At 57.1% G+C, this 14,731-nt stretch carries 12 protein-coding genes; 7 read left to right on the plus strand and 5 right to left on the minus strand.

Annotation, left to right across the window (positions count from 1 at the left end):
- Position 1 precedes the first annotated feature (1 nt).
- A complete protein-coding gene (locus tag RB2501_RS00165; protein WP_012813616.1) occupies positions 2-1,999 on the minus strand; it encodes a histidine kinase in 1,998 nt (665 codons plus the stop codon).
- Positions 2,000-2,204: 205 nt separating this feature from the next.
- On the opposite strand from RB2501_RS00165, the gene RB2501_RS00170 reads away from it, so the two are divergent.
- Positions 2,205-3,395: a vWA domain-containing protein gene (locus tag RB2501_RS00170; RefSeq protein ID WP_012813617.1), complete on the plus strand. Its 1,191-nt coding sequence runs from the start codon at positions 2,205-2,207 to the stop codon at positions 3,393-3,395.
- 182 nt (positions 3,396-3,577) lie between these two features.
- On the plus strand, positions 3,578-4,627 hold the full coding sequence (locus RB2501_RS00175) for an adenylate/guanylate cyclase domain-containing protein (RefSeq protein ID WP_012813618.1): 1,050 nt from the start codon (positions 3,578-3,580) through the stop codon (positions 4,625-4,627).
- Positions 4,628-5,254: 627 nt separating this feature from the next.
- Here the strand turns inward: RB2501_RS00175 and RB2501_RS00180 are convergent.
- Positions 5,255-6,280 carry a PorP/SprF family type IX secretion system membrane protein gene (locus RB2501_RS00180; RefSeq protein WP_012813619.1) on the minus strand — a complete coding sequence of 342 codons (1,026 nt, stop codon included), beginning with the start codon at positions 6,278-6,280 and terminating at the stop codon, positions 5,255-5,257.
- A 120-nt stretch (positions 6,281-6,400) separates the two neighbouring features.
- Between RB2501_RS00180 and RB2501_RS00185 the strand changes: the two genes are divergently transcribed.
- The 5 genes from RB2501_RS00185 to RB2501_RS00205 all read left to right on the plus strand — a co-directional run bounded on the left by RB2501_RS00185 (position 6,401) and on the right by RB2501_RS00205 (position 11,471).
- The gene (locus tag RB2501_RS00185) at positions 6,401-7,303 is read left to right on the plus strand and encodes a NifU family protein (protein WP_012813620.1); all 903 of its coding nucleotides are present in this window, start codon (positions 6,401-6,403) and stop codon (positions 7,301-7,303) included.
- A 66-nt stretch (positions 7,304-7,369) separates the two neighbouring features.
- The gene (locus RB2501_RS00190) at positions 7,370-7,570 is read left to right on the plus strand and encodes a dodecin family protein (protein ID WP_012813621.1); all 201 of its coding nucleotides are present in this window, start codon (positions 7,370-7,372) and stop codon (positions 7,568-7,570) included.
- Positions 7,571-7,716: 146 nt separating this feature from the next.
- A complete protein-coding gene (locus RB2501_RS00195; RefSeq protein WP_012813622.1) occupies positions 7,717-9,762 on the plus strand; it encodes a thioredoxin domain-containing protein in 2,046 nt (681 codons plus the stop codon).
- 97 nt (positions 9,763-9,859) lie between these two features.
- The gene (locus RB2501_RS00200; protein WP_012813623.1) at positions 9,860-10,690 is read left to right on the plus strand and encodes a mechanosensitive ion channel family protein; all 831 of its coding nucleotides are present in this window, start codon (positions 9,860-9,862) and stop codon (positions 10,688-10,690) included.
- 73 nt (positions 10,691-10,763) lie between these two features.
- Positions 10,764-11,471, plus strand: coding sequence for a hypothetical protein (locus tag RB2501_RS00205; RefSeq protein ID WP_012813624.1), 708 nt, complete (start codon positions 10,764-10,766; stop codon positions 11,469-11,471).
- Here the strand turns inward: RB2501_RS00205 and tsaB are convergent.
- The 3 genes from tsaB to RB2501_RS00220 form a co-directional block, all read right to left on the minus strand.
- On the minus strand, positions 11,452-12,117 hold the full coding sequence (gene tsaB, locus RB2501_RS00210) for a tRNA (adenosine(37)-N6)-threonylcarbamoyltransferase complex dimerization subunit type 1 TsaB (protein ID WP_012813625.1): 666 nt from the start codon (positions 12,115-12,117) through the stop codon (positions 11,452-11,454). The two genes, RB2501_RS00205 and tsaB, sit on opposite strands and share 20 nt — an antisense overlap.
- Before the next feature lie 77 nt (positions 12,118-12,194).
- Positions 12,195-13,580 carry a TolC family protein gene (locus RB2501_RS00215; RefSeq protein WP_012813626.1) on the minus strand — a complete coding sequence of 462 codons (1,386 nt, stop codon included), beginning with the start codon at positions 13,578-13,580 and terminating at the stop codon, positions 12,195-12,197.
- Positions 13,581-13,598: 18 nt separating this feature from the next.
- Positions 13,599-14,711 (minus strand): efflux RND transporter periplasmic adaptor subunit, encoded by a 1,113-nt coding sequence (locus RB2501_RS00220; RefSeq protein WP_012813627.1) that lies wholly within the window; start codon positions 14,709-14,711, stop codon positions 13,599-13,601.
- Positions 14,712-14,731: the final 20 nt, after the last annotated feature.

Genomic DNA, 14,731 nt, shown 5'->3' on the forward strand with positions numbered 1-14,731 from the left:
ATTATTTGCTTCTCAGGTTGAGAACCACCCGCGTCCCGCTGCCGTCCGGGTTCAGGTCGTATACGGAGACTGCAATCCGGTCGCCGTACATCTGGTTCAATATTTCGATTCGCCGGCGGATGTTCCCCATTCCCCGGGACTTTTGCCGCTGCTGGTTTTTGGTTTTCAGGGCGGCCGAGCGCTTGCGACCCACCCCGTTGTCGGAAATGGAAATGCTGATGGTCCGGGGGCCGATCGGTCGCACCTCCACCTTCAGAAAGCCCTTTTCCTCCTTGTATCGGAGGCCGTGCCAAACCGCATTTTCCAGGTAGGGCTGCAGGAGCATGGGCGGGATGTGGTAGGCTTCCACATCCACCTCCGGGGCCACCTCAATTTGGTAGTCGAACTTATCCGGAAACCGGTCGTGTTCGAGCTTCAGGTAGAGCTCCAGCAGTTCCAGCTCTTCGCTCAGGGGGATAAAATCCTTTTCCGAATGCTCCAGGACGGTCCGCATGAGCAGGGAAAAGTCGCTCAGGTAGCGATTGGCACTCCGCTCGTCATTGCGAGCGATAAAGTTGTTGACCGAATTCAGGGCATTGAAGATAAAATGGGGGTTCATCTGCGACCGGAGGCCTTTGAGGGCCAGCAGGTGGTTGGCGAGCTCCTTCTGACGGTTGCTGCGGTAGTAGAGGAAGGCTGCCAGGCCGGTGAGCAGCAAGCCGAAAATCAGCGAATAAATAATGTATTTCTGCCGTTTGTTGATCTCCCCGGTAAGGCGCTGTTCCGCCAGGGCCAGGTCGTATTTGCTCTGAGACAGCTCCCGCTCCTGTTCCAGGGTACGGATGCGGCTCTGGCTGCTGGCCATTTCACGGCTAAACCGCGCCGCCTGCTCGAGTTCCTGTTCCTTACGCGTGTAGAGGGTGTCCACCAGGGCGACGTACTGCTGGTACAATTCCAGGGCCCGTTTGTAGTCGCCCCGGTTCCGGTACACCTCGGAGAGCCTGCGGGTAGCGTCCTTTTCCACAGCCAGGTCGCCCCGGGAACTCGCCTCTGCCATGCTCTGGGCCAGGAAGGGGATGGCTTCCTCCTGTTTATCCTGGGCCAGATACGCCTGGCCGATCTTGAAGTTGACGCCCTGGGGGGTGATGGAATCCTGTGCGGGTGCCTCCCGGCCCGGCGGCAGGTTGCGCAATTGCTCCAGGCTTTGCTTCCGCAGGGCAATCTCCTCGGGGTACCGGCTGCGCTTGCTGTAGAAATCGGCCACTTTTTCGCTTTCCCTCAAGGCGCGGGCCGGGTTTTGCTCCCGGGCCTGCCGCAGGGAATTCCCGTAGTAGGCTTCGGCTTCCTGGGTCCGGTTGGCCTGGTCAAAAGCTTCGGCAATTTTTGAGTTCAGGTCGGGTACCCGGGCGGCCATTTGGTTTTTATCGGCAATCGTCAGCGCGTACTCGTAAAAGGATACAGCCGTGTTCACCCGGTCGAGCCCCCTGTGGGCATCGCCCATGATTTCGTGCAGGTCCGCCAACTGGTCCGGGGTCCACCCTGGGCGGCCCCTTTCAGGATCCAGCAGGTCCAGGGCGGCCTGGTAATCCCCGTTCAGGACATACGCGCTCCCCAGCAGCAGGGTGGTCCGCATGGACGGGGCCGTTTCAATCGACTCCCGGTAACTGTTGACTGCCAGGTCGTATTGCCGGTGGAACTGGTAGATCTCCCCGAGCTTCGTCAGGGACCGTGCGAGTTCCCGACGGTTGCTCCGGTTTCCCAGTATTTCGATGGAACGGGTAACAAAATCAAGGCTTTTGCGAATATTCCCGGCCATGTAAGCTTCGGCGGAATCCAGCAGGCTTCGGTGCAGGGCGCCCAGGTTCTCTCCTGAGGCGTCCCGGTTTCCGGCGGCTGAGCGGCCCGCAGGTTGACCGGCCTCCTCCAGCGCCTCGTTTTGGGCGGGACGCAGGGAGTCCTGCTGCGCCGCCGCTGGCGTGGCGAGCATCAGGCAAATCGCAAAGAAAAGGTTCCGGCCCATGGCTTAAATACGTTAAACTTAGTCCATTTCCCCCAGTTGGAAAAACGTGTTTCCCCGCCTTATCCCCGGAAGGAAGCGCCATTTCGCGGCTTGGCTAAAACGCCTGGCCCGTTACCTAATCAAAAGGCGTGCCTGGCTCATTCCCGCTGGCAGGTTTAAAAAGTTGCCCCTAGTTTGTGCGGAAAATCAATAAAACAAATCCGCTATGAAACAGCCTCTGAGAGATACCCACAGGCCCCGCCTCACACCTACCCAAAACCGTTTCCGCTTCCGGCTTCTATCCATCCTGGCACTGCTGCTGCTGGGGGGCAACCTGCCGGGGGGCAAAATACTGGCCGCCCCCCCGGAAAAAAACCCCGGGACGCGCGTCCAGATTGCCCTGCTGCTCGATACGAGCAACAGCATGGACGGGTTGATCGACCAGGCAAAGGCGACCCTTTGGGACCTGGTCAACGAATTCAGTTATGTGCGCTGCCGGGAAAACCGGGTCCCGGACCTGGAAATTGCCCTGTATGAATACGGCAATGACGGCCTTTCCCCCCGGGAGGGCTTTATCCGCCAGGTCCTCCCGTTCAGCAGCGATCTGGATGAAATTTCCGGGAAACTCTTTTCCCTTCGGACAAACGGCGGGGAGGAATTCTGCGGGCAGGTCATCCAGAGCGCTGTAAAGCAGCTCCGGTGGAGCCGGGATGCCCGCGACCTGAAATTTATTTTTATCGCCGGGAACGAACCCTTCAACCAGGGGCGAACGCCCTATGAATCCGTCATCCGGGATGCCGCCGAAAAGGACGTGGTGGTCAATACAATCTTCTGCGGGGACTACCGGCTGGGCGTAAACACGCTCTGGGCCGACGGGGCCCGACTGGGACAGGGGGATTATACCGCCATCGACCACAACCGGGCCATCGTCCATGTGGCAACCCCCTATGACGACCGCATCATCCAGCTGAACAAACGGCTCAACAAGACATACGTTGCGTATGGGGCACTCGGGGCGACCAGGAAACAAACCCAGGGCGAACAGGATGCGAATGCAGCAGAAATGGAAGAAGCCGTGATGGTGGAACGGGCCGTCTCCAAGAGCTCGTCGTTTTACCGGAATGAAAGCTGGGACCTGGTGGATGCCTACCAAGCCCGCAAACTCAATCTGGAGGAACTCAACCGGAAATCGCTGCCCGGCCACCTCCGGGAATTGGATACCGACGGGCTCCGGGATTACCTGGAGAAGCAACAGGAAGAACGGGCAGAAATCCAGGAGGCGATCCGCCAGGCGGACGCCCGGCGAAAAGCGTATCTGGCGAAGCATCAGACAGATTCGGCCGAAGGCCTGCAGGGGGCCCTCCTGGAGGCCGTGCGTAAACAGGCCCGGCGCAAGGCCTATACCTGGGTGCAATAAGCTTGTTGGAAGGTGTGGTAGGGAAACGCCCGGCGGGCCGCTTACAGGCCGGCCGGGTGTTTCATTTAAAACAGTGGATATGGGAATCCGGCCGAAGTGCGTAAATTACCCGCAACAACAAACCGGCCATCCTGCTGTCTCCAATCACAAAGCGTAAAATTTCGCGGGTCCTGCCCTTTGGGGTGATCTGGCTGGTGCTGGGCTGGTTTGTGCTTTTTATCCAGGAAACCGCCACCCGGAGCGAAAACCTGAATCCCGATTCTACCATCACCCTGACGCCGGCGGTTTTTGCATTCGCAAGTCTTGCAGTGGCCCTAATCGGGTTCCTGGTTGGAATCCTGGAGGTATTCTGGTTAGGCAACCGGTTCCGTTCCCGGAGTTTTTCCCGTAAACTCCTCTATAAACTGGCCTTTTACAGTTGTTTCATGCTGTTGGTCATCCTGATCGCCTACCCCCTGGCGGCAGCCCTGGAATTGGGGGCCTCTCCACTCAACGAGGCCGTCATGGAGAAATTCTGGAACTTCCTGAGCAGCGTGGAGTTCCTCAGTACCATGGTGGCCATCGCTTTCAGCCTTTTCCTGAGTCTGTTTTATTCGGAGATCAGCGACAACATCGGCCATGGGGTGCTGATGAATTTTTTTACCGGTAAATACCACCAACCCCGGGAGGAGTACCGAATTTTCCTTTTTTCGGATATGAAATCCTCCACGTCTGTAGCGGAATCCCTCGGCCACGCGCGGTACTTTGAATTCCTCCGGGCCTATTACTCGGATTTTTCGGATGCAATCGTGCGCCATTCCGGCGAAGTCTACCAGTATGTGGGGGACGAGGTGATCGTATCCTTTACCCACGCCAACGGGGTTCGCGGGGCCAACTGCATCCGGTGTTTCTTTGCCATGCAGGCAGCCCTTGACAAAAATGCGCAGTGGTATATGGACACCTTTGGCATCGTCCCGGAATTTAAGGCGGCCCTGCACGTGGGCCGGGTAACCACCGGAGAAATCGGGGCGCTCAAAAAGGCAATTTTCTTTACGGGCGATGTGCTCAATACCACGGCCCGGATGCAAGCACTGTGCAACTCCTACGGGGTAAAAGTCCTGATTTCCGGTGAATTGCTGGGCGATTTGCCCCTGGATGGCCGGTATACCGTTGCCCCCCTGGGCACCCAAGACCTGAAGGGCCGGGAGAAGCCCGTCGACCTGTTTACAGTCTCCCCTGCGGCGGAAATGTAGTAATGCTGCGTAAAGTCGCGGGCACTTGCGGTGCGGAACACCGGCCAGGGCCTTTACAGCCGGCCGCAATAGCAAACGAACTCTAATCTGCCGAAGGGCAGGAACCCGGGAAGGATGTGTCCATGAGGGCGAGCGAAAAGGGACTGGCCAAGGCGCGCGCCGCGAAGTTTCCGCAGGCGTAGCAGCGCTACGTCGAGGACAGCTTGCGGTGCGGAACACCGGCCAGGGCCTTTGCAGCCGGCCGCAATAGCAAACGAACTCTAATCTGCCGAAGGGCAGGAACCCGGGAAGGATGCGTCCAAGAGGGCGAGCGAAAAGGGACTGGCCAAGGCGCGCGCCGCGAAGTTTCCGCAGGCGTAGCAGCGCTACGTCGAGGACAGCTTGCGGTGCGGAACACCGGCCAGGGCCTTTGCAGCCGGCCGCAATAGCAAACGAACTCTAATCTGCCGAAGGGCAGGAACCCGGGAAGGATGTGTCCATGAGGGCGAGCGAAAAGGGACTGGCCAAAGCGCGCGCCGCCACATTTCCGCAGGCGTAGCAGCGGTACGTCGAGGACAACCTGCGGTGCGGAACACCGGCCAGGGCCTTTACAGCCGGCCGCAATAGCATCCTTCCCGGGTTCCTGCCCTAATAATTCGCCGCCGGGCAATAGCAGTCAAAGCGGTCTTCGCGCTCCGGGCCGAAGTCGTAGCCGAGGGTGATCTGGTGGAAACCGCCGCTGTCCAGGCGGATATCGCCGGACTGGTAGGAGTAGTTATACGAAAACATGAAGCGGTTGACGTTTACCCCGATTATGGGCGTAAACAACTGCAACCGCTGTTCGCCGAACTGACCGTCCTGAACGTATTGGGCCCCGTCAAAGCTTCGGCGGTAGGAAAGACCGCCCCAGAGCGTGCCGAAGCCTACGTCCTTGTATGCCTTGGCATTGATGTCGATGGCCTTCTCGTTGGTAAATTCGGTGATCTGCAGCATCGTGGAAGGTTCGAACCGCCATTCTCCCCGTCCGAAAATGTAGCCGACGGAGAACAGGTAACGCCTCAGGTTATCGATTACCGGCACGTTGTCCGGGTCGGCCCGGCCAATGCGGTAGAGTTCCCGTTCCGTTTCGAGCAAATTCAGGATGGAAACGTGGGCGTAGAACTCCTGGTAGGAATAGGACATCCCGAGGTCCAGATTGAAATAGGTGGCGCTGATCTTGGAACCGGTTACCGCCGGGTCCGGTACTACGGACCGGAATTCGGTCTCGTCCAGGCTGCTTTGCAGGATGGTCGGACTGATGCCGAAAGACAGTTGGTTCAGGATACGGACATCGCCGCCAAAGGGCAGGTGGTGCGCATAGGTCAGCTTCAGCCCGGTTTGGGAGTGATACCCGTTGGCGTCGTTAAACAGGATGGCCCCCAGGCCGCTCCGGCTGTCCCGGATCCGATAGTGGGCATTGAGCGTTTGCATATTCGGCGCCTCGTCCACGCTGAACCACTGCTGCCTGGCGGTCAGGCGGATTTTACCCCCCTGGCCAATCCCCGCCATGGATGGGTGTACCAGGTAGTAGTTATCGGAGAGGTAATCAAAATACACCGGGATGCCTTCCTGGGCCGAAAGCGGGCTGGCCGCAGCAGCCAGGCAGGCGATTGTACATAGCAGGAGGTTTCTCATCAAATGGGACTGGGGCCGTGGTTTAAATGCCTTTAAATATACTGTATAACGGTATAAACCCCCTATTATTATGTAAGGGAGTCCGGCCGAAATACCGTAATTTTGCAGAAATTCAACACGATGGAAGAATATATCATCACCCTGAAGGAGACCAACAATCCGGCCATCCTCAAATTCGAGGCCAACCAGCCGCTGGTAACCAAGGGAAGCTATGAATACAAAAATATCGACGAGGCCAAGGATTCGCCCCTGGCCCAGCAATTGTTCTACCTGCCGTTTATCAAGACGGTCTATATCTCCGGGAATTTCGTCGCCATGGAGCGTTTTGACATCGTTACCTGGGACGATGTGAAGCAAGAGGTGGCCCAGCAACTCGTGGAGTACCTCAATGCGGGCGAACCCGTGGTTGACGAACCCGAACAGGCTGGAAGGGTGGCAGTAACCGTATATGCCGAAGTCACGCCCAACCCGGCAGTGATGAAGTACGTCGCCAACAAACAACTCGTCCCGGACGTATTTGAATTCAAGGATATCGACCAGGCGCGGCATTCCCCCCTGGCGCAAAAACTCTTCGGATTCCCGTTTGTCAAGGAGGTCTTCATGGACCACAACTATATCTCGGTAACCAAATACGAGGTGGCCGAATGGGAGGATGTCAGCATGGAGCTCCGGGAATTTATCCGGGAGTACCTGGCCGCCGGAGGAGAAGTCCTGGAACCTGGGGCAAGCGCTGAAAAATCGCAAATTGCCGGCGTGCCGGAAGGGAATTTGGAACAAATGGACCCGATATCCCAGGAAATTGCCGGCATCCTGGAGGAATACGTCAAGCCAGCCGTTGCCAGCGACGGGGGAAACATCGTCTTCCAGTCGTACGAGGCGGAAAGCAAAACGGTACACGTCATCCTGCAAGGGGCCTGCAGCGGCTGCCCGTCTTCGACCTTTACCCTGAAAAACGGCATACAGACCATGTTGCAGAACATGATGGGCGACCGGGTCAACGAAGTCGTTGCGATCAATGGTTAGGGCATTTGGGCTTTGTCAGTACGGCCATTAATTCGTACTTTAAGGGAGAACCTTAAATTGGAAATTATGGCAGTTTTAAAAGTTATAGAAGTATTGGCAAATTCCGACAAGAGCTGGGAAGACGCCGCCGAAAAAGCCCTGGCCCAGGCATCCAAATCCGTGGACCATATCCGCTCGATTTATATCAACGAGCAAAGTTGCACGGTGAAAGACGGCAAGATCGCCAGCTACCGGGTCAACACGAAAATTACCTTCGAGGTAAAGTAAAACACCGGATTCCCGGATAAAAAGGCGCCCCCGGACCCGGGGGCGCCTTTTTGGTTCCCGTCCCACGCCGGAACCCTAGGGGTCTGCGGAACCCCGGGAAAAACCCGGAAAACACGGAAGGCCCCCTGCAAATAAAAGTCCCAGCCATGGAAAAGACCCCAAACGACCTGATTCACGAAACGAGCCCGTACCTGCAGCAACACGCCTACAACCCGGTTCATTGGGTGCCGTGGACGGAAGCCAACCTCCAACGGGCGGCCGAGGAAAACAAACCGCTGCTGATCAGTATCGGCTACGCGGCCTGCCACTGGTGCCACGTTATGGAGCACGAGTGTTTCGAGGACCCCGAGGTGGCCGAGGTAATGAATACGCTCTTTATCCCGATCAAGGTAGACCGGGAAGAACGGCCCGACGTGGACCAGGTGTACATGGATGCCCTGCAACTGATGACCGGGTCGGGGGGCTGGCCGCTGAATGTGGCCGCCTTACCGGACGGGAAACCTTTCTGGGGCGCCACCTACCTCCCCAGGGACCGCTGGCTGCAGGCACTGGTTCAGCTGGGCCGGCTCTACCGGGAAGACCCCGACCGCATCAGGGAATACGCCGACGACCTCACCTCGGCCGTCGCCCGCATCAACCTGCCCGAATCCGACCCAAATGCCGCCCTGCCCGGACACGGGGAAATCTCCGGCTGGATCGACTCCATGAAGCCGCGGTTTGACGGGGAATACGGGGGGATGCAGGGCGCCCCGAAATTCATGATGCCCGCTGCCCTGAACCTGTTCCTGCACCAGGAATCCCTCCACCCGGACCCAACCCTGGAGATGCATGTCAACCAAACGCTGACTGCCATGGCCTTTGGCGGTCTTTTCGACCAGGTTGGCGGCGGGTTTTCCCGGTATTCCGTGGATGCCCGCTGGCACGTCCCGCATTTCGAAAAAATGGCCTACGACAATGCCCAGCTCCTGAGCCTCTACGCCCGCGCCTTTGCCCGTTACGGGGATCCGCTCTACCGGGAGGTCGTATCGCGGACCACGGAATTCCTCCTCCGTGACCTGGCGCATCCCGACGGCTGCTTCTATTCCTCCCTGGATGCAGACAGCAGGAACCGGGACGGCAACCTGGAAGAAGGCGCCTATTACACCTGGCGCGAACCGGAGCTCCGCGAGGCCCTGGGCGGGGACTATGAATTATTTGCCGCAGCCTACAGCATCGATACATTCGGTTATTGGGAAGATGGGAAATACGTCCTGATCCGACGGGAAGCAGACGCCGACCTGGCCGGCCGGCTCGGGCTTCCCGAACCGGAATTGCGGGAACGGCTGCAATCGTGCAGGGACCGGTTGTTGCGCCTTCGGGACAAACGGGATGCGCCCCGGCTGGACGACAAAGTCCTCACCTCCTGGAACGGTTTGTTGCTCTCCGGCCTGGCGGATGCCTGGCGGTATTGCGGCCTGGAAAAGGCCCGGGATGCGGCCGGCAAACTGGCCAATTACCTGGACGGGGAGGTAACCCGGAAGGACGGCAGCGTCCCCCACAGCACGAAGGGCGGATCCGGGGGCGGCCACGGGTTCCTGGAGGACTACGCCTGCCTGGCAGCCGGGTATATCTCCTGGGCTGAGGCCACAGGCGAAAACACCTGGATGGACCGGGCACGGAACCTGTGCACTTATGCCCTGCAATATTTTGGCCTGCCCGGGGAACCCCTGTTGTACTTTAATTCCTCTTTGGATCCGGCCCTTATTCGGCGCAGCCTGGAAACGGCAGATAATGTCATCCCGGCATCGAACTCCATTATGGCGAAAAACCTGTTTGTCCTGGGATCCTATTTCGGGGATGCCCAATGGATCACCCGGTCGCGGGAAATGCTTACCGCCATGGTCCCTTCTATAGGCAAATACCCCGGACAGTACACCAACTGGATGCAATTGGCCCTGTGGATGTCCGTCCCGTTTTACGAAGTGGCCGTGTGCGGGCCCGATGCCATGGAGCAGTCGGCCACCCTGCGCAGAAACTACCTGCCTCAATGCCTGTTGGCCCTCTCCGGGGAAGCTTCCGACCTGCCGCTGTTCCGGGGCCGCTTCAACCCGCCGAAAACCCGGATCTTTATTTGCCGGGAAGGCAGCTGCAAGCAACCGCTGGAAGACAGCGGAAAGGCCCTGGAACTACTCCGCACTTACGCGTCCGATTAACAGAAATTTAAGGCTTTAAAGTTGCCTGAAGCCTTCAAATTCCGTACTATTCCCCGGAAAAATCAGATCGTTTACCAACATCAACTTTTATCAAAATATGGAACAATTCGGAGATTATCAGGAACACATCGAACAGGGAGTCGAATGGTTCTGGAATTTCTTGCCCAGCCTGGTAACGGCCATCCTTACGCTGGTCGTCGGGTTATGGGTTATCAGCTTTATCAATAAAATCGTCCGTCGCTTTTTTGATAAAAAGGACTACGACGAGGCCCTGGAGTCCTTCCTGCAGAGCTTTATCAAAATCGCCCTGAAGCTGTTGCTCTTTGTGCTGGTCATCACCCAGCTCGGGGTGAAGTCGTCTTCGCTGGTAGCCATTGTGGGTGCGGCCGGACTGGCCATTGGCCTGGCCCTGCAGGGGTCCCTGTCGAATTTTGCCGGGGGCGTTTTGATCCTGCTGTTTAAACCGTTCCGGGTGGGGGACTGGATTTCCGCCCAGGGGTTGGACGGCACCGTTAAGGAGATCAATATTTTCACTACCAAGCTGAATACCTTCGGCAACCAACTGGCCATTATCCCCAACGGGAAGCTCTCCAACGACAACATCGTCAATTACAGTGCTGAGGATACGCGCAGGGATAAAATTACCGTGGGCATCGGATACGGCTCCAACATCAAACAGGCCAAAGACCTGTTGCTGGAAATTTGCGGGGAAGACGAACGGATCCTCAAGGACCCCGAGCCGCAGGTTTTCGTCGGGGAACTCGCCGACAGCTCCGTAAACCTCAGCCTGCGATTCTGGGCGAAAAACGAAGACTTCTGGGCAGCGCATTTCCACGTGATGGAAACGCTCAAACTCCGGTTCGACGAGGCCGGTATCGAGATCCCGTTCCCGCAACGGGATATCCATATGATATCCGAGGGCGAATAAGGCGGACAGCAGGCGGCCCGGACTTGCATAAGTCGCTATTTTTTAGTACTTTGTATAGTTAAAGAAGCATACTATGAAAACGATTATAACAACAGCTGCCTGCCTGCTGACACTGATGGCCACGGCCCAGTTCAACGGCAACAAACTCACCCAGTACCACGGCCAGTTCGAGGTGGTCCTTTACGATTTCCCTCCGAACGGTTCCCAGTTCCTGGATGAGATTTACAAAAAAGGGACCATCACCATTGAGAACCCGGACAATACGCTGAAAGAGGAGCGTTTGATGCGCTTCAATGCGTTTACGGGCCAAATGGTGTATCTGGGGCAGAACGGGGAGGAACAAAGCCTGCTTAAGCGGGAAAACATCACCGTGGAACTCGACGGGCTCACCTTTGAGGTCCACCCATACCGGGAAGGGGGAGATATCGACCGGGGGTATTTCATCCCGATGAATCCCGGGCAACAAGTGGTCCTCTACCGGCGTCCTATCAAGCATTACCGGAAGCCGGAAGTTGCCGAACACGGTTACGAGGATACCCGGATGCCTGCCTATTTCGATGCCTCGGAATATTTTATACGGGCGGGCGATGCGCCCATGGAGCCGGTTTCCCTGCGTAAAAACAGCCTGCTGGCCGCCCTGGGTGACCACAAGGACAAACTCAGGGATTTTGTCTCGGAAAACAACCTGAACGTTCGTAAACCCGAAGATGCCCTGCACCTGGTTGTCTACTACAACACGCTGCTTGCGTCTTCTCCGGAATCTACTTTCGCGTCGCGATAAAGTCTTTCAGGTAATAGGGTTCAAAATAGGCCAGGTCCTCGAAAGATCCGGCCTCAAAGGCTGCGTATGCCATGGGCCCCATAAACCGGGCCGAAGGCTGTATCTCCGGCTGGAACCGAAAAACCGGGTCCGAAAGTAGCTCCCGGGCTTTTTCCGCCCCGCTGCCCACAAGGGTCAGGGGTCCCTGGTCTTTATAAGCTGCAAAGGAATCGGGTGTGAGGATTTCCGCCTCGGTTTCCCGGACATATTCCAGTTCAGTATTCAGGACGGCTGAATAGACCTCCATCCTGCGGGCATCCAGCATTGGGATGCTCAACCCCTCTTTAATCCCCGCTGCAGCTGCCAGGACCTTCAGGGTGGGCAGCGCGATGAGCGGGACCTCCAAAGAAAAACACAATCCCTTGGCCGAGGCGACCCCGATACGGAGGCCCGTATACGACCCGGGGCCCTTGCTTACCGCAATGGCATCGAGTGCATCGGCCCCAACCCCGGCCTCGGACAACACCTCCTGTATAAATACATGCAACAATTCCCCGTGGGAATATCCCGGGCTGGGATCTTCCCGCAGAGCGCGGAGTTGCGACCCTTCATACAGGGCCACGGAGCAATTTGTGGAAGCGGTCTCGAGGTTCAGTATCCAGGCCATAGGTTGCAAAGATAGGGCCCCGGCTTTCATTTCGAAAACCGGGGCCCTTCTTTTGTCTCCTAGTAAACCGGGTGGGTTTAATCCAGTGTGATCGGCAGCCCGAAATAGAATTCCAGGACCTTGAGCCGGAAGATATAGTTGTATTTGTTCTGGATCACCGAAGCCTGTGCATCGTCTACCCGGGCCTGGGCCTGCCCGTAGTCAAAGGCATTCATCAACCCCACCTCATAGCGCTCCCGGGCGTATTCCAGGGCGAGTTGGCGGGCTTCCAGGGTTTTTTGGGCAGCCTCGTAGGCTTTGGCAAAACTCTGCACGTCGAGGTAAGCGGTATTGATGTCGTTCTCCAGGGCGAGTTTGTCCTGCTCCAATTGGAGTTCGGCCCGCATCACGTCGATCTTGGCGCGCTTCACGTTGTTCCGGGTACTCCACCCGTTAAAGATGGGTACATCCAGCCGGGCCCCGTAGGAAATCCCATCCAGGATCCATAGCTGGTCGATGAAAGTCGGTGAGAAAAAGGACCCCGGGTTGGCCGGATCCGGTAAGGTGGTATTGCTGGAATACCGGGTATTGTAGTTAAAGAAAGCATTGAGGGAAGGCAAATATGCCCCCCGTGCAATCTTCAGGTCCTGTTCGGCCAATTCCACGTTGGACCGCGAAAAGGCGATGTCGTTCCGGAAAGTCAGCGCCTTGTCAAAAATCACCTTGGGCGAATTGCCCAGGATCTCGGACGGGGGCACCTCGAATTCCTGGTCCGCAATGTCGAAATTTTCGTAATCCGTGATCTGCAGAAGCTGGGCCAGCACGATGCGGGAAAGAAGCACATTGTTCTCCGCATTGACGATCTGCTGTTCCAGGTTGGCGGCCGTTGCCTGGATCTCCAGCAGGTCGCCCCGCGGGAGAACCCCGGCATCTACCTGCTCGCGGATCCGGTTCAGGTCCTGCTCCGTCACGGCATATTGCGCCTGGAAGGCCTTGAGGGATTCCTTGTTGGAGAGCACGTTCAGGTAGGCGTTGGCTACGTTCAGGCGGATGTCGTCCACCAGGTCCTGTAACTGGTACTGGCTGGCAAGGGCATTCATTTTTGCCCGTTGCAACTGGTTGATATTCCTGAGCCCGTCAAAAAGCGTCATGCTCGCAGTGAGGTTGGCACTCGCAGTGGTGATCCCCGCAGTGGTAGGGGCGTTGGTAGACGGATCGATCGTAAAACCTACGTTCCGGCCCACCTGGGTCTGCGCGTTCACAGCAGGGAGCAGGTTCCCGATTGCGTCCGATTTATCGAGCATCGTCCGCTCAAAAGCCAGTTGGAACTGCTGGACGTCCAGGTTGTTTTCGACGGCATAGGTAACGCACTCCTCGAGCGTCCATTCCCGTTTCTGCGCCTGGATTACCCCCGCCGAAAAGGCAAACAGCACAAAGAGTACCCGCAGGACGCGTGAAGGTCTTATTGATTTAAAGGTGTTCATTTTTTGAATTTTGATGAATTAGCTCTCGTCGGAACTCATGGGCTCCGTCTTGTTCCAGATTTTTATTTCGTCTTCCTCGGTAACCCCGGAAAGCACTTCCACGAATATCCCGTCGGAAATACCCGTTTCAATGTCCCGGCGCTCGTACTCGTTCTCGCCGGTTTTGACTTCCACGTAGGGTTTCTCCGTTTCGTTGTCGAATTGCAGCCAGGCTTCCTTAACGGCCAGGACGCTGTCCTTCTGGGAGAGAACCAGGGAGGCGTTGGCGCTATAGCCCGCACGGATAAAGTGGGCGGAATCCAGGGAGACACTCCCCTCGATGCGGAACTGAACGGCTCCTTCCTCCTCCACCCCTTTGGGGGCAATAAATTGCAGGTCGGCTTCGAATTCCTGGTCCTGGATGGCCCCGAGGGTAATCTTCAGGGGCATCCCGATCTCCAGTTTACCGACCTCCGCTTCGTCTACCTGTCCTTCAAAAATCATCTGGCCCAGATCTGCAATCGTGGCGATGGTGGTACCGTCGTTGAAGTTGTTGGACTGGATTACCTGGTCGCCCTCTTCAACGGGGATTTCCAAAATGGTCCCGGTTACCGTGGCGCGGATATTTGTGTTGGCGCTGGAAGAGCCCCCGGCCGAACCGCGGCGGATGATCTGGTAGTCTGCCCGGGCGTTTTCGACTTCCTGCTTGGCCTGTTCGTAGGTAGTCTGGATGTCGTTGAACTGCTGGTTGGAAATAACCCCCCGGTCAAACAGCGTTTTGTTCCGGTTGTACTCTATTTCAGCGTTCCCCAGGGCGATCTCGGCATTGCGAACCCGGCCCTGGGCCTGGTTGAGCGACTGCTCGTTGGGCACCACCTTGATCACCGCAATCAGGTCGCCGGCATTTACTTTGGCGCCTTCTTCGAGGTAGATCTTGTCGATAATCCCGGAAATCTGCGGTTTGATGTCCACTTCTTCCTTCGGGATCACCTTGCCGGTAGCCACCACCCGGTTCACGATGGTCTGCTTGCTGGGCTTCTCAGTTTCGTACAACTCTGCCGGCTTGCTGTTGGTCTTCAGCACCCTGGCTATGGCGTAGAATGCGCCCAGTGCGACAACGACTAAGAGTCCGTATTTAACGTATTTATTCATGGTTGATATAATTAATTAGC

Source organism: Robiginitalea biformata HTCC2501, from assembly GCF_000024125.1.
GTDB lineage: Bacteria > Bacteroidota > Bacteroidia > Flavobacteriales > Flavobacteriaceae > Robiginitalea > Robiginitalea biformata.

Excerpts from the sequence above, each read along its gene's own strand:
- RB2501_RS00205 (WP_012813624.1), top strand. The coding sequence starts at position 10,764 with ATGAAAACGATTATAACAACAGCTGCCTGCCTGCTGACACTGATGGCC.
- RB2501_RS00220 (WP_012813627.1), bottom strand. The coding sequence starts at position 14,711 with ATGAATAAATACGTTAAATACGGACTCTTAGTCGTTGTCGCACTGGGC.
- RB2501_RS00170 (WP_012813617.1), top strand. The coding sequence starts at position 2,205 with ATGAAACAGCCTCTGAGAGATACCCACAGGCCCCGCCTCACACCTACC.
- RB2501_RS00185 (WP_012813620.1), top strand. The coding sequence starts at position 6,401 with ATGGAAGAATATATCATCACCCTGAAGGAGACCAACAATCCGGCCATC.
- RB2501_RS00215 (WP_012813626.1), bottom strand. The coding sequence starts at position 13,580 with ATGAACACCTTTAAATCAATAAGACCTTCACGCGTCCTGCGGGTACTC.
- RB2501_RS00195 (WP_012813622.1), top strand. The coding sequence starts at position 7,717 with ATGGAAAAGACCCCAAACGACCTGATTCACGAAACGAGCCCGTACCTG.
- RB2501_RS00200 (WP_012813623.1), top strand. The coding sequence starts at position 9,860 with ATGGAACAATTCGGAGATTATCAGGAACACATCGAACAGGGAGTCGAA.
- tsaB (WP_012813625.1), bottom strand. The coding sequence starts at position 12,117 with ATGGCCTGGATACTGAACCTCGAGACCGCTTCCACAAATTGCTCCGTG.
- RB2501_RS00190 (WP_012813621.1), top strand. The coding sequence starts at position 7,370 with ATGGCAGTTTTAAAAGTTATAGAAGTATTGGCAAATTCCGACAAGAGC.
- RB2501_RS00165 (WP_012813616.1), bottom strand. The coding sequence starts at position 1,999 with ATGGGCCGGAACCTTTTCTTTGCGATTTGCCTGATGCTCGCCACGCCA.
- RB2501_RS00180 (WP_012813619.1), bottom strand. The coding sequence starts at position 6,280 with ATGAGAAACCTCCTGCTATGTACAATCGCCTGCCTGGCTGCTGCGGCC.